Source organism: Pedobacter sp. GW460-11-11-14-TSB4 (assembly GCF_059423705.1).
On the sequence record NZ_JBWKYI010000020.1, the window covers coordinates 1 to 18,614 of the forward strand.

An 18,614-nucleotide genomic window follows, 5' to 3' on the forward strand; every position below is an offset into this window, starting at 1 on the left:
CCCATCATCTAAATTAACGCTCTCATATACATAAACGCTATAAAAACGATTTATTGTATTGTGATTGAAATTTTTTCGCTTTGATTTGTGTAAGGGTAGTTCAGCTGTTGCGGGCTTCGTCATTTCGACTGAAGCGTAGCGAAATGGAGAAATCTTCAAGTTAGCCCGTCACCCTGAATTTATTTCAGGGTCTATTAAATGAAAAGATCCTTCGACTCCGCTCAGGATGACATAATGTATGGGAAAAAAGAAATGGGGATTCCACTATTGCAGAATCCCCATCATCTAAATTAACGCTCTCATATACATAAACGCTATAAAAACGATTTATTGTATTGTGATTGAAATTTTTTCACTTTGATTTGTGTAGGGTAGTTCAGCTGTTGCGGGGCTTCGTCATTTCGACTGAAGCGTAGCGAAATGGAGAAATCTACAAGTTAGCCCGTCACCCTGAATTTATTTCAGGGTCTATTAATGAAAAGATCCTTCGACTCCGCTCAGGATGACATAATGTATGGGAAAAAAGAAATGGGGATTACACTATTGCAGAATCCCCATCATCTAAATTAACGCTCTCATATACATAAACGCTGTAAAAACGATTTATTGTCTTGGCTGTAAATTTTTTTCGCTTTGATTTGTGTAGGGTAGTTCAGCTGTTGCGGGTCTTCGTCATTTCGACTGAAGCATAGCGAAATGGAGAAATCTTCAAGTTAGCCCGTCACCCTTAATTTATTTCAGGGTCTATTAATGAAAAGATCCTTCGACTCCGCTCAGGATGATATAATGTATGGGAAAAAGAAATGGGGATTCCACTATTGCAGAATCCCCATCATCTAAATTAACGCTCTCATATACATAAACGCTGTAAAAACGATTTATTGCATCAGCTGTAAATTTTTTTTTCGTTTTTGGGATGTTTATCATTAAAACCTATTTTTACCTTATGGCTACTACAAATAAAACCCAACAAGATGCAGAGAAACTGGCGGCTGCCCTGGCTGCAGTAAAATTTGTTAAAGATGGTGATGTAGTAGGACTGGGGACCGGATCTACCACAGCCTTTGCCATTAAGGAATTGGGCAAACTTGTAAAAGACGGACTGAAGATAAAGGCAGCTGCCAGTTCCATCCGAACAGAAGAACTCGCAAAATCTTTGGGTATCGAAATTCTTGATCTTGGGCGTTTAAGTAAAATTGACATCAGCATTGATGGAGCCGACGAATTCACGGAGTCGCTCGATCTGATTAAAGGCGGAGGTGGGGCATTATTCAGGGAAAAAATTATAGCTTCTGTTAGTAAAAATGCCATCATCATTACTGATGCTTCTAAGAAAGTTAAAAAATTGGGTGCTTTTACGGTTCCTGTCGAAGTGATACCTTTGGCTTATCAATATGTGTCCGATCAGATTAATGCGCTCGGAGGAAAGGGGATATTAAGGTTAGTAGAAGGCAAAACATTTATTACCGACAATGGAAACCTGATTATTGATGCTGATTTCGGTCTTATTGATGATCCTGCAAAACTAGCTGCTGATCTCAATCAGATTAACGGATTATTAGCTCACGGCTTGTTCATTAACATCACTTCAAAAGTAATCATGAGCGAGGGGACAGATATTATCATTTTTGAATGATAATTGGTTCACTGGTTCATGAGTCATTGGTTTATTTGTTATTAGCTCATATCCCTATATTCATTGCGAACTGAAGGGCTGGGATTGCGTCGTGTGAAGCAATCTCTACGGTTCATTGTTATGGGTAATTGATTAATCGACTTCGGACTACGGACTCCCGACTGTTGATTAATCTTTTTGAATGATAATTGGTTCATTAGTCATTGGTTTATTTGTGATTAGCTCATAATCCCTATACGTCATTGCGAACTGAAGGGCTGGGATTTGCATCTTGCGAAGCAATCTTTGCGGTTCATTGTTATGGTTAATTGATTAATCGACTTCGGACTTCGGACTCCCGACTCCGGACTGTTGACTAATCAACAATTTCACCGACAATTTCATATGCTCTTATATTCCTATAAATTTTTTACCGACAGTTTTATTTCACTTACCGATAAAACATCCCAACTAAGGGAAAAGCCATTCTCCAGCGTTGGTATTCGTGATACATTTGAATCATAAAAACAAACGGTCATGGAAAATTTAATCAAAAAAAATCACGCAGATAAACAATTTGGTTTAGGTGTTTTAATCATCGTAATCGGTTCAGTGTTCTTGTTAAGAAACTCTGGAATAGATGTTCCACATTGGATATTGAAATGGCATACCATTATGTTAGGTATTGGTTTGTGGATGGGTTACCGTAAAAACTTCCAGGGTAGTAGCTGGTTAGCCTTAACGATAATAGGTGGTTTATTTACCCTTAAAGCGATAACCATCTTTGATTTCGACCTTTCACGAATCAGCACTGCTTTAGTATTAATCGGATTAGGACTGTACGTAATTCTAAAACCTAAAAAAGTGCAAAACTTCGATCAGTATTTTGAAAAGAAACCAGCTGATTTTACTGATAAAGAAAGCTAAAATTCTTAACTCCATCATATATCTTAAAAAGGGACATTTTTTAACAATGCCCCTTTTTTTATTTGAAATAATTGAAGTGCAATTGCTTAATCATTTGAGTTCGATTATTTAGTTCCTTTACTTCCTTGTGATCGTCATGCTGAATTTATTTCAGCATCTTTCAGATATGATTGACCTTGATCCCGATGTTACAATCGGGACAGGGTGACGACTCCAGAGGATAAATATTGGCAGAGGGGACGAAGCCTGGAGCTTGATCGATATGGGCTCTGCTCCATACACTTTGACCACTGCTAAAAAAGAAACGGGGATTCCACCCTAAGGCAGTATCCCCGTCATCTAAATTAACGCTCTCACATACATAAACGCTGTAAATAGAATATATTGTGTGCAGCTTAATTTTTTTTATTTTTTTTCTACAAGTGCTATTAAACCTGTAAAACAGGTATAGCTTTGTGGTATTTGTTCCGGTACTCAATGGGGGTTAAACCGGTAATTTTTTTGAAAACATCCCTAAACGATTTTGTATCGGTATAACCTACATCAAACATCACCTCAGTTATATTTTTTCTGCTCGATTCGAAACTTCGTTTGGCCGCTTCAATTTTAACCCTCTGAATATACTCGATCACGGTATTTTTGGTCGCACTTTTAAATCTCCGCTCGAAACTTCTTCTTCCCAATGCCAGCATATCGGCCAGTTGATCTACTGTAATCCGGTCTTGATAATTGCCGTCAATAAATTCCTGCGCTTTTTTAATCTTCGCATCTTCATGTCCTTTTTGTCCCTGAAACATCATAAAAGCCAGTTGGCTCTCGCGATCGATATCAATGGCGAAGTATTTTGCCGCTAAAATGGCGGTATCTCTATCGGTATGTTTCTCCACCAGGTATAAAAGTAAGTTCCAGTAAGAGTTTGCACCACCGCTGGAGTATAAACCCTGGGCATCGGTAATAATGCTGCCATCAACCAGCTCTACTTCAGGGAACATTTCTCTAAACTGATTGGCAAACAACCAATGCGTAGAACATTTCCGTCCATCTAATAATCCCGTTGCAGCCAGTAAAAATGCACCCATACAAAGCGAAGCTACTTCTGCACCCCTGGCATGATGTTTTATAATCCATGGTAATAAATCCTGATTTGCTTCCATCGCATAACCTATATTGCCGCTAATGGCTGGTACAAAAATAAGGTCGGTATGATCAACCTCATGCAGCAGTTTATCGGCGTGTACAGAGAAAAGGCTGTTATTTAACCTAACCTCTTTCGTCATGCCTATCAGCTCAACTTTAAAAAGCGGAAGCTTTCCTGATGCCTGTAAAAATTCGTTAACAGCGGTAAATAGATAGCGGGGATCTGCAATGGCTTCAATCACGGCAGTCTCTGGAATTAAGATAGATACATGTTTCATAATTCAAATATAACGAGGCTATTTGTCGTAAACAACCCCCGCAATTGTCGTTTCTACATATTTAGCTTCTTAATTTCTGCCCGTATGTTTGTGTTGTTAATCGCTCACCGTTAAATTTTTAAAGTGGCAATGCCGATCATGTTATGGAAGAATATATTTTAAATGAAGATATTAAGGTGATGTGCATTACGGCCGAATCTTTCCCCAGCGGGGTTTTAGCTGCGCACCAAAAACTACATGCCTTGTTTCCGCCCGATAAGCAACGCAGGTACTTTGGGATCAGCAGGCCTAACGAAAAACGGGAGGTTATTTATAAAGCAGCCGTTGAAGAAATAACAACTGGCGAAGCAGAGAAATTTGGTGTCGAAACTTTTATAATAAAGAAGGGAACCTTTATCAGTGAGCTGATTGTCGATTTTATGAAAGACGTTAGCCAGATAGGAAAAACTTTCGAAAAATTGCTTGATCAACCCAACATCGATCCACAGGGCTATTGCCTCGAAATGTATATTAATGAAACCGATGTGCGCTTAATGGTGGGCATCAAAAAATAAAATCAATTGGCAAGTATAAATTCATATCTCACTTTTAATGGCAACTGCCGGGAAGCAATGACTTTTTATCAGAATTGTTTGGGGGGAGAACTGACCCTCGAAACCATTGGAGAATCGGCTATTGTTGATAAAATGCCCAATAATATGAGGCTGAGTATTATACATGCTGTTTTGGCCAAAGATGATTTGGTAATTATGGCAACAGATATGGTAGAAGAACGTGGATTAATTAAAGGAAATTCGATTTCGATGATGCTGAATTGCAATTCGGAAGAAGAGGCCCACTCTTTTTACCATAAACTTTCAGCGGGAGGGAAGGCCTCGCATCCGCTGCAGGAAACATTTTGGGGCGCGCTTTTTGGCGATTTAACAGATCGTTTTGGGAATAACTGGTTAATTAATTACGATAAAAACAGATAAATATGAAGAAGCTAAAAACATGGTATTGGATTGCCACCATTATTTTTGCATTAATGATGATAATGGATGGCATTGGAGGAATTACCCAACAGGAAGCAGGTAAAGAAGTGCTTAAACACCTCGGTTATCCGATGTATCTGCTCATCATTGTGGGGATTGCAAAACTGCTGGGAGCAGCATCCATCTTACAAAATAAATTCGCAGCCATTAAAGAATGGGCATACGCTGGTTTTGCCATTAATTTTATTGGTGCTTTTGCCTCCCGGGCATTTGTTGGCGATGGTATATCCCTTTTAATCCCTCCACTGGTTGCGCTGGTCATTATGTTTATTCCCTACATTTTATGGAAGAAACTGACATCAAATGTTAAAATTAGTTAAAACTAAACGGCTAGTTTAGTTAAAGGCTTTTCAGAACCAAATATTGTTAACTTTGGGTATTGTAAACAACCAAACACAATACATGAAACCTTCATGGTTTTCAGATCCCCACAAGGATAAATCATGATCGCTCATTACCATTAAAACAAAAACACACGAATGAAAAAGAGCCTTTTATTCATAATCGCTTTATTATTTACGACCTCAGCATTTTCTCAAAATGTGATCCAGCTGTTCAACGGTGCAAACGATTTTTTTAAGTTATTACAGGAGGACAAATTTAAAGATGCACATGCTTTCTTTGACGATACTTTAAAAACTAAATTAACAGAAGAGAATTTAAAAAAACTTTGGGGAGATATTGGGACAAAATATGGGAAGGCAGAATCATTAGACGCTATTCAGAGTAAAGCACAGGGCGAATTTTTCGCAGTAACCGTAGAAGGTAAATTTGCCAACGGCGATCAGAATTTTATTTTAGGTTTTAATAAACAACAGAAAATAGTTGGAATTTTCCTCGCACCTTCACGAAAGGCGGCCGCTTATTTAAAACCTACTTATGTGGATACCAGTTTATACAAAGAAACTTCGGTATACATTGGCCCGGCAGGAAAACAGCTGGCAGCCATTATCACCACCCCCAAAAATGCTAAAAATTTCCCGGTAGTGGTTTTTGTGCACGGCTCTGGTCCTGCCGATATGGATGAAACAGTTAGTGCCAATAAACCCTTTAAAGATTTAGCTGGCGGTTTTGCTTCTAAAGGAATTGCTTCTATCCGTTATGTAAAACGAACTTTAATTTACCCGAACGAATTTAACAAGGCTTTTACAGTAAAAGAAGAGGTATTGGATGATGCAACTGCAGCTATTGCGCTTGCCAAAACAGTTGTTGGTGCTAATCCTAAAGCTGTTTATGTATTCGGCCACAGTTTAGGCGGGATGTTAGCACCAAAAATGGCAACACTGACGCCAGATTTAGCAGGGATTATTTTAGCGGCAGCACCTGCAAGAAAACTAACAGATATTATTGTAGATCAAAATAAGTATATGTTCGGTCAGGCTAACGATACAACGGCTGCCTTTAAAAAACAACTTGCAGATGCTTATGTAGAAATTGATAAAAGTAGAATTTCACAGTTGGGAACAACGATAAAACCTGATTCTTTAATTTTAGGTCTGCCTGCAAAATATTGGACAGATTTAAATACCTATAATCAGGTTGCTGTAGCAAAAAGCCTTTCGAAACCTAAAATATATGTATTGCAGGGTGGTAATGATTTTCAGGTAAGTAAGGTTGACTTCGATTTATGGAATACTGCTTTGAGTAAAAAGAAAAATGTGGTTCTGAAATTTTACCCGGATTTAAACCACCTGTTAAGTTCTCAAACCGAAAAAGGAACAATGGCCCAATATCAGGCTGCCGTAAGCGTATCCGAAACTTTAGTTAACGATATTGCAACATGGATTAAGGCCAAATAAGATAAAATCACATCATTTAAAGCACAAAGCTCCGACCAGAAATCGGGGCTTTTTTTTGTGCGTTTAATTTCTTTACACCGGGCAATCGTTCATTAATTAACAAACAATTCAAAAAATAAGCGGTTTAAGTTTAAAGCATCTCATCTTAAATCATTTATTTATGGCAAAGAGTAAAGTCACTTTAAAGGGAATCTGGGGCATTTTAAAAGCTTCGTTTACAGGATTTAACAATCATAAAGTAACCAAGCTTAGTGGCTCATTGGCTTATTATACCGTGTTTTCTATGGCCCCACTGCTGGTGGTTATTATTTCTTTATGTGGCATATTTTTAGGGCGGGAAATAGCCGAAGGTCAGGTTTATGCCCAGCTTGAAGGATTTTTAGGCAGAGAATCAGCCATCTCACTTCAGCAACTTATCAAAAATGCCTATTTGGATGGAAAAAGTACCATAGCTTTAATTGTGGGGATCATAACGCTGTTAATTGGAGCTACTACCGTTTTTGGCGATATCCAGGATTCTATCAATACCATTTGGGGGCTAAAACCTAAACCGAAAAGAGGATGGGTGAAACTGTTGCAAAACCGCTTCCTGTCATTTTCTGTAATTATCAGTTTAGGTTTTGTACTGCTGGTATCATTGGCCGTTACCTCTGTACTCGATGCCTTTAGTAACCGTTTGCAGGCCAGGTTTGCCGAAATATCTGTTATCGTGTTTTATATCCTTAATCAAGTTGTAACCTTAGCCGTTATTTCATTAATATTTGGCGTAATATTTAAGGTTTTACCCGATGCAATTATAAAATGGCGTGATGTAATTGCCGGTGCGATAGTTACCGCTGTATTATTTATGATCGGCAAATTTGCCATTTCAATATACATTGGGCAAAGCAATGTTGGTGGAACATATGGCGCAACAGGCTCATTAGTCGTTGTGCTTTTATGGACTTATTACTCTTCTATCATTTTATATTTTGGCGCCGAATTTACCAAGGCCTATGCCGTTGCTTTTGGATCTGAAATTTATCCTTCTCATTATGCGGTTACCACAAAAGAAATTGAGATAGAAACAGAGGGTAAATCTATTCAGGATAACCATCCCGAAATTAAAAAAGAGGTTAAGAAGGCTTAATTATTCTCCCCAGGCTGTAATAACTAATCTTCTTTGCCCGCCACGGTTGCGGTGTTCGCAAAGATAAATGCCCTGCCAGGTTCCCAGCGCCAGTCTGCCATTTCTAATCGGAATAGTTACAGAACTGCCTAAAAGTGCCGATTTTAAATGGGCAGGCATATCGTCCGATCCTTCATAGTCGTGCTCGTAATCAGGATCGTTTTCCTTTACGGTTTTATTAAAGAACATTTCAAAATCTGCCCTTACTGTAGGATCGGCATTTTCATTGATCGTAAGCGAAGCTGAAGTATGCTGTATGAAAACCTGACAGATGCCGATATTAATCTCATTTATTTGAGGCAGGGCATCTTCAACTTCATCGGTAATGATATGAAAACCTCTTCTCCGTTCTCTAAGTGCTAAAGCCTGCTGATATATTTTCATTTGATTTTAATTCCTTATCAATTTCTGAAACATTGCCTCGGAAATTGATATGTTTTAAGATTGAAATATTAATTATAGATTTTTCTACTACGGTCGAGATGATGACTACTGTAATTTAATTAATTCCTGGATTTTACTTCAAAAACTCTACATTCCATATCTTTTCTGCTTTTCTGCCAATTAACCAAAAAGACGCAGCTAATACAGAAAAAAACAAGGCTTTATGCCAGCTGTCCCAGAAATACTCAAAATAACGGGTATACAGGTTAATAAAGAGAAAAGTAATCCCGAATTCTCGGGCGATATCATCACGGTATTTTAAACCAAATAAAGTACTCGCCACACAAATCGCCCCTGAAATTAAAGCCCAATAAAACAAGCTTAGCTGCCTCACTTTGTACCATTCTTCTAAACTGGCAAAGTTGCCGAATACTGATAAAGCCCAGAGCGACACAAACAAATAAACCATCCCGGCGATATAAGTAACTTGGAAAAAGTTTTGTGTTTTCGGAAAAGCTTTCATGATAAACGATGCTGCAGTTAATGCGGCACCAAATGCCACAAAACGCAAAGGATAATTCATGCCAAGGAAATAATAATTCCACCGGCTTAAATACCCCGTTTCCGTACCAAACCAGGCCCCTAAGGATATCAAAGCAAAAATCCAGATTAAACGCGAATTGAAGATATAACCTAGCGCACCGTAAATAAAAACTGATATGAGAATTAGAATAGAGAAATTGCCTGAACCGTTATCCATTGCCTTTCCAAAATAAGCAACGGCATTAGCGGTGAGTAAAATTGCAGAAAACACAATGGCTTCATTGCTAAACTTTAAATGCGCCAGTTTCTTCTTCCGTCTGAAACCCAGAATATAAAGCCATGCTGCCAATCCACCAGAAACCAGGGCAATTACAATGTTTGGTGTATTGTAAACGCGTTTGAGATAGTCTAAAATCGAATTATCAATCAGTAATGATCCAAGTGCAATAAAGCCACAGGCCAAAGCTACCCAAAATGCATATTGGGCTAAACGGAGCCAATCAAAATTTTTAGCCTCATAACTTTTGCGAAGTTTATCACCTGTTTCATCATTAATTAAGCCGTCACTTTGCCATTGCTCAATCATATCATCAAGAAATTCACTCTTTTCTCTGTCAACTTTCATAGGTTAGGTTATACACGAAGATAGGTTTTTTAGTCCTTAGTCAAAAGTCCTTAGTCCGAAGTCTAAATTGACTAAAGACTCCAGACTAAAGACTCCGGACTATCTATATAACCTCTTTAATCTTCTTATTGTTCCCAACAATCCAAATGACATCGCCGTTATCGAATATAAAGTCTGATGAAGGATTCAATATCCGGTCGGTACCCCTTTCTATACCAACAATTAAAGCCTGAGCCTTTTCGCGGATACCTGCGTTTCTGATACTAAGCCCATAAACAGCCGATTCGGCATGAACAACAACCTTTTGCAGGGTCATTTCTTTATTTGGGAAATTATTTTCTTCGGCTGTTTCCGGTGCATCAACTTCTAACAATGCTTTAACCGCAGCCAATTGATCATCAGCACCAATCAATAACAGTTTATCGTTTGGATAAAGCCGTTCATCCCGGCCCGGTGTTGGAATGTTATTTCTTCCACGCTCTATTAAAGCAATGTTTACCCCATATTTTTCCCTGATCATTAATTCGGTAAGCGTTTTTCCAACCACTTCCGATTCAGGAGAAACCGTGAGTTCTGTTAAGTGGGTATCCCAGGGTAAAATATTCGGTTTCTGGCTTTCACGTGCATTTAAATTCAACATGAAACGCCTTTCCAGTTTATCATAAAATGACTGCAGTTTCCGTGAGAAGATGAACATACCGATGATGATTAGGCCCAATGCAATCACAGCGGCAACCCAGGTATCAAAAAACTCATACATTAAAAAACCTACAAAGAAAATTCCTAAGGCAATTCTGAAAAATTCAATTGCAATTAACGGGCCGCGCGTATATTTTTTGTTCAGCCAAAGATGGGAATAGGCAGTCCGCTGGATTCTTCGTAAAGATAATGCCCATAAAAACGGCGACATTAAAATAAAAGAAACCACTACGCTGATGATAATAGAAGTTAAACTATTGGCAATACTGCTCACAATAAATGGCTGGACGTACCTGTAGGCCAAAAAGATGATCGCGATGATAATTACCGAATGGATAATGGTATTAAAAATATATGACCTTAACAAAACCTTCCAATCGCTCAAAGTGGTAATTCCTTCGGTACTGGAGCTATATCTTTCTATACCATCAAGCCATTTTTTGGGTAAAGCACGGTTCAGATACTGGTAAAAAGGTTCAGATAGTTTAATCAGATATGGCGTGGTAAATGTGGTAATCGCCGCTGCTGCAACTGCGATGGGGTAAAGAAAATCGCTGGTTACTTTAAGGGTTAAGCCTAATGAGGCAATGATGAATGAAAACTCACCAATTTGCGCCAAACTCATACCCGATTGTACTGAAGTTTTTAGCGGCTGGCCGGATAATAACGCGCCTAAAATGGTAAATATAATTTTCCCTAAAATAATCACTAACGTAGCCACGATAATAGGCACTGCGTATTTAACCAGCATGGCCGGATCAATCAGCATACCAACTGAAACAAAGAAAACAGCAGCAAATAAATCTTTAACCGATTTGGTTAAATGCTCTATTCTTTCGGCCTGCGTGGTTTCGGCTAAAATAGATCCCATAATAAATGCACCTAAAGCAGGAGAGAAGCCCACCTTATCGGCCAATAATACCATTACCAAACATAAACCTAACGATACCACCAGCATGGTTTCATCATTCATTAATTTCTTGGTTGCTTTAAGAAATGAAGGAATCAAAAATATTCCACCCAGGAACCAAAGTACCAGGAAGAACGCCAGTTTTAAGATGGAATAGAGCATTTCTGTGCCCGCCGATTGCTGACTTACCGCTAAAGTAGAAAACAATACCAGTAACAAGATGGCAACCAGGTCTTCAACAATTAAAACCCCAAAAACCAGTCCTGCAAACTTTTTATGCTTTAAGCCCAGTTCTTCGAAGGCTTTAATCGTAATCATGGTTGATGATATGGATAAGATTCCACCTAAAAACAGACTGTCCATATCTTTCCAGCCCATACCTTTACCAACAAGATAACCAGCCAGAATAATAAATAAAACTTTTACGATGGCGGTGATGGAAGCCGAACCACCAACTTTAACCAGTTTTTTGAAACTGAATTCTAAACCAAGGCTAAATAGAAGGAAAATCACACCAATTTCGCCCCAAATGTTAATACTCTTGGTATCGGTAACAGATGGAAAAAAATCTAGATGTGAGCCAACGAGCAGCCCAGCCAATATGTAACCCAAAACCAGGGGCTGTTTAATTTTTTTAAATATGAGTGTGGTTATTCCTGCAGCGGCAAGGATTAATCCTAAATCGGCGATTAAATCGGGTAAATGCATCTATAAAAAATGGTAATGATGTTTAAATAATTTATTCCCAGATATCATTTAACACCTGGCATTTTATTGAAAAACCCACATTGAAGGGGTTGAAAAATGAAATTACTTACCAAAAAACATGTTTTGGATAGAGCATCTTAAACAAACACCAATAATTATACTTTAATCTTTTGATGACAACTTTGGCATTGATTGTTTTGTTCTTGAAAAAAAGGAGTAGCAAAAAAGACAGGAGAATACAAACAACCGAAGATATTTTTACAATAGAACTGTTGATGAAGTCTTTTTGCAGGCTTTCGTTATCTTGATTGAAATCGGAATGGAGTTTGATGATTTTTTTGCCTGTAATGAAACTTATTTTGGTGTTTTTAAACGGGACATCATTTCTTTTATCCTGCGATGCGAAGGCCGCAAAATTTATGGAGATACACAAAAAGAAGATGACGTAAAAAAGCCTCATTGCCGCTAATATAACGAAAATGAGGCTTTTTTGAAAGGAAAATTGGATTTAAATTGATCTGATCTTGCTGTTTTAACCTTAATTTCTAAATTGTACTATTATTCAATAGTCTCGTCATGCTGAATTTATTTCAGCATCTATTAGACCCTGAAATAAATTCAGGGTGACGACCTCGTTTATTTACATTCTGTAATGGGAGTTAACATATTACTCATTAAAATAAGCTAGTGTTGCCTCCTTGTCTTTTTGTAGTTGAACGGTTAAAGCTTCTAATCCGGTAAATTTTACATCATGACGCAGGAATTTTAAGAAATTCATCTTGATATCCTGCCCATAAATTTCCTGGTTAAAATCGAAAATATTAACCTCGATATTTCTGGTCATTCCGTTAATGGTTGGACGCTGCCCGATATAGGCCATACCTTTGTAAGGTTTAAGGTTTAAGGTTGAGGGTTTAGGGGCTATATCTTCGGACTCCGGACTTCGGACTTCGGACTCCATTTCTACAGTTACTGCATAAATGCCATCGCCCGGAATCAGTTTGTACGTTTCTTCTACAAAAATGTTGGCTGTTGGGAAACCAATGGTTCTGCCAATTTTATCACCTTTAATTACCCTTCCGAAAATAGAAAAAGGATACCCGAGGTAATCGTTCGCTAAACTAACGTCTCCTGCTAAAAGTGCCTGACGGATTTTGGTCGAGCTTACCGCAACGTCGTGAATATCCTGTTCCATAATTTCCTCCACACTAAAGCCATAATGTAAACCAGCGGCTTTCAAATCGTTTAGATTGCCCGAACGGTCTTTCCCAAAACGATGGTCATAACCAATAATAATGTGTTTGGTGCCGATATTGTTCACCAACGTGTTTTTTATATAATCTTCAGGCAGCTGATTAGAGAAATCTCTGGTAAACGGGGTAATAATCAAATGATCTACACCTAAACCTTTTAAAATTTTGGCTTTTTCATTAATAGTATTAATCATTTTTAAATCCTGGTTTTCAGGATCGATGATCATTCTCGGGTGTGGGAAAAAAGTTAATATTACGCTTTCTCCTTTATCGGATTTTGCTTTTTCTACCAGTTGTTTAATAATTTTTTGGTGCCCGAAATGTACACCATCAAAAGTGCCAATGGTTACAATGGCATTATCTAATTTTTTAAAATCCGAAAGGTTATGATATATCTTCAATGGGATGGAAATTAATGTAAGGCATGGCGTTTTACTACCCCGCCTTTTAAATCGGCAATTTGTTGTTGTATGACAAAGGCATCCGAATCGATCTGTCTGATAGCGGTTTGCAATTTGCTCATTTCTAGTTTGGTAACAACGGTGAAAATAATATCGATATCTTTTTGTTCTCCGTAACCACCTTCACCTTTATAAATGGTAACGCCGCGTTTCATTTCGTTAATGATGAATCCCTTTATGGCTTCCTGGTGTTCTGAAATAATGGTAACACCGGTGTATTGTTCTATGCCGTTTACAATGAAATCGATAGTGCTTGATGCTGATAGATAGGTTAAAATAGCATATAAAGCCGTTTCGATGTTTAAGAAATAAGCAGCGAAAAAGAAAATAATGATATTTAGAATGAGGATAATATTTCCAACAGTTAAAATGCTGTTTTTACTAATATAAAGGGCTAAAACCTCTGTTCCATCGATTACACAGCCGCCGCGCATGGCCAATCCAATTCCTCCACCCAAAAATAAACCACCAAAAAATGCAATAAGCAATTTGTCGTGCGTAATGGGCTGAAAAGGCAGGAAAATTAAAGCCAGAGAGAGCGCCCCAATAGCGATGGCCGTTTTAAGCGCGAAACCTTTACCAATTTGTCTGTAACCTAAAATAACGAATGGAATGTTAATGATGGCAATAAGGTAAGATAAATTCCAGCCTGTTAAGGTGCTTAACAAAAGGGAAATACCGGTAACACCACCATCAATAAAATGACTGGGCATTAAAAAGCTTTTTAGGCCAAAACATGCCGAGGTTACACCTGCAATAATTAAAAGAATCTCTTTTATAAATCTGATGTTCCTGTTTTTGATGCGGTTCATGCCTCTGCTTCAGTTTTAGCTTCTTCTTTCTTGCTACGAATATAATTAACAAGTTCTAATACCTCAAACGCATCTTTAAGCAAAAAGTTTCCGCTTCGGGTACGGGTAAGTTTAGAAAGGTAGGCTCCTCTGTTTAAAGTTTTGCCAAAATCAGATATCAAAGAGCGGATATAGGTGCCTTTGCTACAAACGATTCTAAAATCAATTTCGGGTAGCTCGATCCGTGTAATTTCAAATTCCAGAACACTCACAAAACGTTTACGCAGTTCAACTTCCTCACCCAATCTTGCTTTTACGTATAAACGTTCGCCATTTACTTTTACTGCAGAGTGTGCAGGTGGATATTGTTCTATATCGCCAATAAAAGGTTTGCAGGCGGCATAAATTTCGTCTTCACTAATATTGCTGATGTCGAACGTTTGGTCCACTTCCGTTTCCATATCGAATGATGGAGTAGTAGCACCCAGAATCATGGTTCCAGTATATTCTTTCTCTTCCGCTTGAAAAGTGTCTATCTGCTTGGTTAATTTGCCGGTACAGATAATTAAAAGTCCTGTTGCAAGAGGATCTAAAGTGCCGGCATGACCAACCTTTAGCTTTAACGGCTTTAAAGAATTACGGATTTTGCCCACCACATCAAATGATGTCCATTTGTATGGTTTGTTAATTAAGAGCAATTCGCCTTCAGCAAAATTGAAGTCTTTAAATTTTGAATTTTCGGTACTCACAAATCTTTTTTGCGCAAAGATACAGATTCAATGTCGTTTGCTTAAGTTTTTTTAACCACAGATAAAAGCATAAGATTCTGTCATCATTACGGGTTTGTCATACTGAGCTTGTCAAAGGACTTATTTAAATACCTCTCAAAGTGTTTCGACAGGCTCAGCATGGCATCATCTTCGAGGAAATTGTTTTATGATACAACTTCATCTGTGCAAATATGTGGTTAATATGCCTGCAGATTATATAATTTGTAAGTTGTGGCCACTCAGTAACAAGATAATAATAATTAAGCCGGCAGCAATTCTATACCATCCAAAAACTTTAAACCCATTTTTGTTTAAGTACCCGATAAAGCTTTTTATCGCCAAAAGTGCCACTATAAAAGCAACCACATTACCAATAATTAAAAGGTTAGTCTGCTCATGGGTAATGGTGTGTCCTTCTTTGTAAAAATCATATAGTTTTTTTGCTGTTGCAGCAAACATAGTAGGTACTGCGAGGAAGAATGAAAATTCTGCGGCAACTTTTCTGCTTAATTTCTGGCTCATGCCACCAACAATAGTTGCGCCTGAACGCGATACGCCCGGTATCATGGCAATACACTGGAAGAAACCGATTTTCAATGCTGTTAAATAGGTTACTTCCTCTTCTTCATTGATAGTGGGTTTGTTAAACCATTTATCAACAAATAATAAGATAATGCCACCAACTAAGAGTGAGATGCCAACAGCCATCGGACTTTCCAATAATTCATCTATTTTTTTACTTAATAGTAAACCAAATATTGCCGCTGGAATAAATGCCACTATTAATTTAATGTAGAAGTTTATTGATTTGAAGAATCTCTTGAAATAGAGTACAAGCACTGATAGTATTGCACCCAATTGGATGGCAATGGTAAATAGTTTTACAAATGGTTCTGATGCAATGCCCATAAACGATGAGGCAATAATCATGTGTCCGGTGCTCGATACAGGCAAAAATTCAGTTAATCCTTCAACAATAGCAAGGACAATGGCTTCAAAAGAGTTCATATGTTTTGATTAATGGGCTAGTCCCATTGTAATTTTACTTTGTAGTTTTTTAATTTTTTGTCTCTCGAGATCAGGATTAAATCTTCTGAAATTGCCTGTGATACAATAATGCGGTCAAAAGGATCATTATTAATGAAATTCGAGGCTTAATAATGTTGTAAGATGAGTTTCATTAATAGAGATGATCTCGATCTGATTTCTTTCTGCAAAACGAAACAATTCATCAAAGCCAATTTTTAAATCGAGTTTTCCAATTTGTTTTTTGATGGCAATTTCCCAAAGAGAAGCAATGCTTAAGAAACAAGACTCGTTTATATCAGATAGCTTTTCCTTTACTGAAACCGGAAGTTGATCATCTCCAGCCACAAACCACAAAAAGGTATGCGTATCTAATAAGTAGGCCATTAAATATAATCAGAAAACATTTCTAAAGGCTCATCAAAATCGTCAGCCAATTTGATTTTGCCTTTTGCGTATCCGAATTCGCGCGCTTTTAACTTCGGCTTATTTTTGTGCTTTGCTTTTAAGAATTCAACAAAATCTGCCACTTCCTGTCTAAGGTTTAGGGGAAGCGAATTTATTTCGATATGCAAATTTGTTGTGGTCATATTATAAAGTTAAAAAAACACCTTAGCTAATACAAACAATTATTTCTTTAAAATCGCATAAATGCCAAAAGCAAAACCTGCTAACACTACTATCGGTGCCAGTAAAGTTCTTCTGAAGTCATAAATATCACCAGTGGTGCCCATCATCAGGATAAAGCCAACCGCAACAATTGCAATGCTGATCAATAATAACTGGTAGTTTTTTTTGGTAAAAACCAATTCGCTTTTAACGTCCTTTACAACCGGACCTGTTTTTTTTTCTGCCATTATCTATAAAGATGATAAGATTTTAAACGTAAATACCTGCTTACTGCAAACCATGTACTAATACCTGTTATAAAAATACCCACTATTAAAAGGCCTATAAATACGAAGCCGAATTCCTGGTAGTTATTTAAAATAATAATTTCCGGCACTTCTTTACGTGCATAAATTAAAGTTGCCAATAAAATAATGATAGCAATAAATGCAGCAATTAAGCCATGCAAAGCAGCATACAATAAGAAAGGACGTCGAATAAAGTTTTTCGTTGCACCAACCAGCTGCATACTTTTAATTAAAAAGCGTTGCGAGTAAATTGCTAATCGTATGGTGTTGTTAATCAGGGCAATAGAAATGATCAGTAGTAGCGCTGCAAAGGCTAAAATAATTAAACCAATGGTGCTGATATTTTTATTTACCATGTCAATTAAAGAACTTTGGTAAACCACCTCTTTCACTACAGGGTTTTTAGAAATACTGGCTTTTAAGGCATCGATGCTTCTATTGTTCGCATATTCTGCTTTTAAATACACATCGAAGGTAGAAGTTAGTGGATTGTATCCTAAAAAGTTAACAAAATCTTCCCCTAAATCCTGCGTTAAATTTCTTGCAGCAAGCTCTTTATTTACATATTGAGTTTGTTTTACTGCAGGATTTGCATTTAATTCTTTCTGGAAGGCTAAAACATCAGCTTCTTTAGCACCTTCATCAACAATAATGTTTAAAACGATGTTTTCTTTAACGTAGTTAGAGAGGTTTTTGGCATGTACAAGTACCAAACCAAGTAGCCCCAGCATTAGTAAAACCAAGGCAATACTGATTATAGTAGAGATATAAACGGTTTTGGTTTTCTTAGATGCATCACTTACTTCGAATTCTTCCATGTATTTCATTTTTGTTTCTGCGAAAATATAAATTATACCTGATAAACACCAATTAATGATTGCTAAATGAATACTAACGTACACGATTAGCTTTTAGTTTGAGGATTAAGTTCTTAAACAAAATTTGATTTTTTTCGAAATGCGGTACGAAATTTGTTGAAACGGCGTTAATTATGGATATCTTAAAACTAAATTTAACTATGAAAAGACAAATTACTATTCTGAGCCTATTCTTACTTATCGCCTCTACAATGGTTTCTTGCAAGAAAGATGATACTTCTTTAAAAGCTCAAATGATGGGCAGATGGACTTTAAATAGAATTGTAACTACAGGTTATACAGCAGAAGACACCCTAAAAGATCCTAAAAAAGTAAATGGGGATGTGAAATATGGCACTACAAGCGATTATATAGACTATAAATCAAATGATGACGATCAGGTAGAGTTGAGTTTGTCTGGTAACAGAACAATTGGTACATATCTGATTATTTACTCTGATCAATTTACAATGGACCTAAATGATGGAATGAATTATTGTAAAGTCAACAGCATTACCCCAAACAAATTAGAGTTTACTGCTAAAATTGATAAAACAAACGTTACTAAAGTATATTATTTAACCAGATAAGATCTTAATCCCCCGATTATTTGCTGCGCCATTGGTTTTTTACATCAATGGCGCATTTTTTTTATCTTGAATCTTAGGTTCGTCATGCTGATTCATTTCAGCATCTTTCCCACAAGATAGAC

Annotated in this window: 20 protein-coding genes; 8 read left to right on the forward strand and 12 right to left on the reverse strand. The window is 37.3% G+C overall.

The genetic code is table 11. The annotated features are described in order from the left end of the window. The first annotated feature begins 946 nt into the window (after positions 1-946). Together rpiA and AC07YT_RS17740 are read left to right on the forward strand one after the other, a co-directional pair. Positions 947-1,636 carry a ribose-5-phosphate isomerase RpiA gene (gene rpiA / locus AC07YT_RS17735; protein WP_086549404.1) on the forward strand — a complete coding sequence of 230 codons (690 nt, stop codon included), beginning with the start codon at positions 947-949 and terminating at the stop codon, positions 1,634-1,636. A 516-nt stretch (positions 1,637-2,152) separates the two neighbouring features. Further along, entirely contained in the window at positions 2,153-2,542 is a 390-nt protein-coding gene (locus tag AC07YT_RS17740) for a LiaF transmembrane domain-containing protein (RefSeq protein ID WP_086547638.1), read from the forward strand. A 428-nt stretch (positions 2,543-2,970) separates the two neighbouring features. On the opposite strand, the gene AC07YT_RS17745 is transcribed toward AC07YT_RS17740, so the two are convergent. Then, entirely contained in the window at positions 2,971-3,957 is a 987-nt protein-coding gene (locus AC07YT_RS17745; RefSeq protein WP_086547637.1) for a GlxA family transcriptional regulator, read from the reverse strand. 143 nt (positions 3,958-4,100) lie between these two features. On the opposite strand from AC07YT_RS17745, the gene AC07YT_RS17750 reads away from it, so the two are divergent. The 5 genes from AC07YT_RS17750 to AC07YT_RS17770 all read left to right on the forward strand — a co-directional run bounded on the left by AC07YT_RS17750 (position 4,101) and on the right by AC07YT_RS17770 (position 7,919). After that, complete coding sequence (locus AC07YT_RS17750) at positions 4,101-4,511, forward strand: transcriptional regulator (RefSeq protein ID WP_086547636.1); 411 nt, start codon at positions 4,101-4,103, stop codon at positions 4,509-4,511. 6 nt (positions 4,512-4,517) lie between these two features. Continuing rightward, complete coding sequence (locus AC07YT_RS17755) at positions 4,518-4,931, forward strand: VOC family protein (RefSeq protein WP_086547635.1); 414 nt, start codon at positions 4,518-4,520, stop codon at positions 4,929-4,931. Positions 4,932-4,933: 2 nt separating this feature from the next. Beyond that, a complete protein-coding gene (locus AC07YT_RS17760) occupies positions 4,934-5,311 on the forward strand; it encodes a DoxX family protein (protein WP_086547634.1) in 378 nt (125 codons plus the stop codon). Positions 5,312-5,470: 159 nt separating this feature from the next. Next, positions 5,471-6,790, forward strand: coding sequence for an alpha/beta hydrolase (locus AC07YT_RS17765; RefSeq protein ID WP_086547633.1), 1,320 nt, complete (start codon positions 5,471-5,473; stop codon positions 6,788-6,790). 160 nt (positions 6,791-6,950) lie between these two features. After that, on the forward strand, positions 6,951-7,919 hold the full coding sequence (locus AC07YT_RS17770; protein ID WP_086547632.1) for a YihY/virulence factor BrkB family protein: 969 nt from the start codon (positions 6,951-6,953) through the stop codon (positions 7,917-7,919). On the opposite strand, the gene AC07YT_RS17775 is transcribed toward AC07YT_RS17770, so the two are convergent. The 11 genes from AC07YT_RS17775 to AC07YT_RS17825 all read right to left on the reverse strand — a co-directional run bounded on the left by AC07YT_RS17775 (position 7,920) and on the right by AC07YT_RS17825 (position 17,863). After that, positions 7,920-8,342 (reverse strand): secondary thiamine-phosphate synthase enzyme YjbQ, encoded by a 423-nt coding sequence (locus AC07YT_RS17775; protein ID WP_086547631.1) that lies wholly within the window; start codon positions 8,340-8,342, stop codon positions 7,920-7,922. A gap of 133 nt (positions 8,343-8,475) precedes the next feature. Further along, on the reverse strand, positions 8,476-9,510 hold the full coding sequence (locus AC07YT_RS17780) for a DUF2157 domain-containing protein (RefSeq protein WP_086547630.1): 1,035 nt from the start codon (positions 9,508-9,510) through the stop codon (positions 8,476-8,478). A gap of 103 nt (positions 9,511-9,613) precedes the next feature. Beyond that, positions 9,614-11,827 (reverse strand): cation:proton antiporter domain-containing protein, encoded by a 2,214-nt coding sequence (locus AC07YT_RS17785; protein ID WP_086547629.1) that lies wholly within the window; start codon positions 11,825-11,827, stop codon positions 9,614-9,616. Positions 11,828-12,494: 667 nt separating this feature from the next. After that, positions 12,495-13,481 (reverse strand): bifunctional riboflavin kinase/FAD synthetase, encoded by a 987-nt coding sequence (locus tag AC07YT_RS17790; RefSeq protein WP_086547628.1) that lies wholly within the window; start codon positions 13,479-13,481, stop codon positions 12,495-12,497. Positions 13,482-13,492: 11 nt separating this feature from the next. Then, the gene (locus tag AC07YT_RS17795; protein WP_086547627.1) at positions 13,493-14,353 is read right to left on the reverse strand and encodes a YitT family protein; all 861 of its coding nucleotides are present in this window, start codon (positions 14,351-14,353) and stop codon (positions 13,493-13,495) included. Continuing rightward, complete coding sequence (gene truB / locus AC07YT_RS17800; protein WP_086547626.1) at positions 14,350-15,081, reverse strand: tRNA pseudouridine(55) synthase TruB; 732 nt, start codon at positions 15,079-15,081, stop codon at positions 14,350-14,352. Before truB ends, AC07YT_RS17795 begins: the two co-directional genes overlap by 4 nt. Before the next feature lie 234 nt (positions 15,082-15,315). Next, a complete protein-coding gene (locus tag AC07YT_RS17805; protein WP_086547625.1) occupies positions 15,316-16,110 on the reverse strand; it encodes an undecaprenyl-diphosphate phosphatase in 795 nt (264 codons plus the stop codon). Between the two features lie 129 nt (positions 16,111-16,239). Next, positions 16,240-16,515, reverse strand: a complete 276-nt coding sequence (locus AC07YT_RS17810; protein ID WP_145954270.1) for a type II toxin-antitoxin system VapC family toxin — start codon at positions 16,513-16,515, stop codon at positions 16,240-16,242. Continuing rightward, complete coding sequence (gene vapB / locus AC07YT_RS17815) at positions 16,515-16,718, reverse strand: type II toxin-antitoxin system VapB family antitoxin (protein WP_086547624.1); 204 nt, start codon at positions 16,716-16,718, stop codon at positions 16,515-16,517. The genes AC07YT_RS17810 and vapB overlap by 1 nt, the downstream gene beginning before the upstream one ends. 39 nt (positions 16,719-16,757) lie before the next feature. Next, entirely contained in the window at positions 16,758-16,985 is a 228-nt protein-coding gene (locus AC07YT_RS17820) for a DUF3098 domain-containing protein (RefSeq protein WP_029275801.1), read from the reverse strand. After that, entirely contained in the window at positions 16,985-17,863 is an 879-nt protein-coding gene (locus tag AC07YT_RS17825) for a cell division protein FtsX (protein WP_086549403.1), read from the reverse strand. Before AC07YT_RS17825 ends, AC07YT_RS17820 begins: the two co-directional genes overlap by 1 nt. A 251-nt stretch (positions 17,864-18,114) precedes the next feature. On the opposite strand from AC07YT_RS17825, the gene AC07YT_RS17830 reads away from it, so the two are divergent. Next, complete coding sequence (locus tag AC07YT_RS17830; RefSeq protein ID WP_145954269.1) at positions 18,115-18,492, forward strand: hypothetical protein; 378 nt, start codon at positions 18,115-18,117, stop codon at positions 18,490-18,492. Positions 18,493-18,614 lie beyond the last annotated feature (122 nt).

Coding starts and splice junctions, on each gene's coding strand:
- rpiA (WP_086549404.1), top strand. CDS start 947: ATGGCTACTACAAATAAAACCCAACAAGATGCAGAGAAACTGGCGGCT.
- vapB (WP_086547624.1), bottom strand. CDS start 16,718: ATGACCACAACAAATTTGCATATCGAAATAAATTCGCTTCCCCTAAAC.
- AC07YT_RS17805 (WP_086547625.1), bottom strand. CDS start 16,110: ATGAACTCTTTTGAAGCCATTGTCCTTGCTATTGTTGAAGGATTAACT.
- AC07YT_RS17745 (WP_086547637.1), bottom strand. CDS start 3,957: ATGAAACATGTATCTATCTTAATTCCAGAGACTGCCGTGATTGAAGCC.
- AC07YT_RS17775 (WP_086547631.1), bottom strand. CDS start 8,342: ATGAAAATATATCAGCAGGCTTTAGCACTTAGAGAACGGAGAAGAGGT.
- AC07YT_RS17820 (WP_029275801.1), bottom strand. CDS start 16,985: ATGGCAGAAAAAAAAACAGGTCCGGTTGTAAAGGACGTTAAAAGCGAA.
- AC07YT_RS17780 (WP_086547630.1), bottom strand. CDS start 9,510: ATGAAAGTTGACAGAGAAAAGAGTGAATTTCTTGATGATATGATTGAG.
- AC07YT_RS17785 (WP_086547629.1), bottom strand. CDS start 11,827: ATGCATTTACCCGATTTAATCGCCGATTTAGGATTAATCCTTGCCGCT.
- AC07YT_RS17810 (WP_145954270.1), bottom strand. CDS start 16,515: ATGGCCTACTTATTAGATACGCATACCTTTTTGTGGTTTGTGGCTGGA.
- AC07YT_RS17770 (WP_086547632.1), top strand. CDS start 6,951: ATGGCAAAGAGTAAAGTCACTTTAAAGGGAATCTGGGGCATTTTAAAA.
- AC07YT_RS17825 (WP_086549403.1), bottom strand. CDS start 17,863: ATGGAAGAATTCGAAGTAAGTGATGCATCTAAGAAAACCAAAACCGTT.
- AC07YT_RS17765 (WP_086547633.1), top strand. CDS start 5,471: ATGAAAAAGAGCCTTTTATTCATAATCGCTTTATTATTTACGACCTCA.
- AC07YT_RS17760 (WP_086547634.1), top strand. CDS start 4,934: ATGAAGAAGCTAAAAACATGGTATTGGATTGCCACCATTATTTTTGCA.
- AC07YT_RS17750 (WP_086547636.1), top strand. CDS start 4,101: ATGGAAGAATATATTTTAAATGAAGATATTAAGGTGATGTGCATTACG.
- AC07YT_RS17740 (WP_086547638.1), top strand. CDS start 2,153: ATGGAAAATTTAATCAAAAAAAATCACGCAGATAAACAATTTGGTTTA.
- AC07YT_RS17830 (WP_145954269.1), top strand. CDS start 18,115: ATGGTTTCTTGCAAGAAAGATGATACTTCTTTAAAAGCTCAAATGATG.
- AC07YT_RS17795 (WP_086547627.1), bottom strand. CDS start 14,353: ATGAACCGCATCAAAAACAGGAACATCAGATTTATAAAAGAGATTCTT.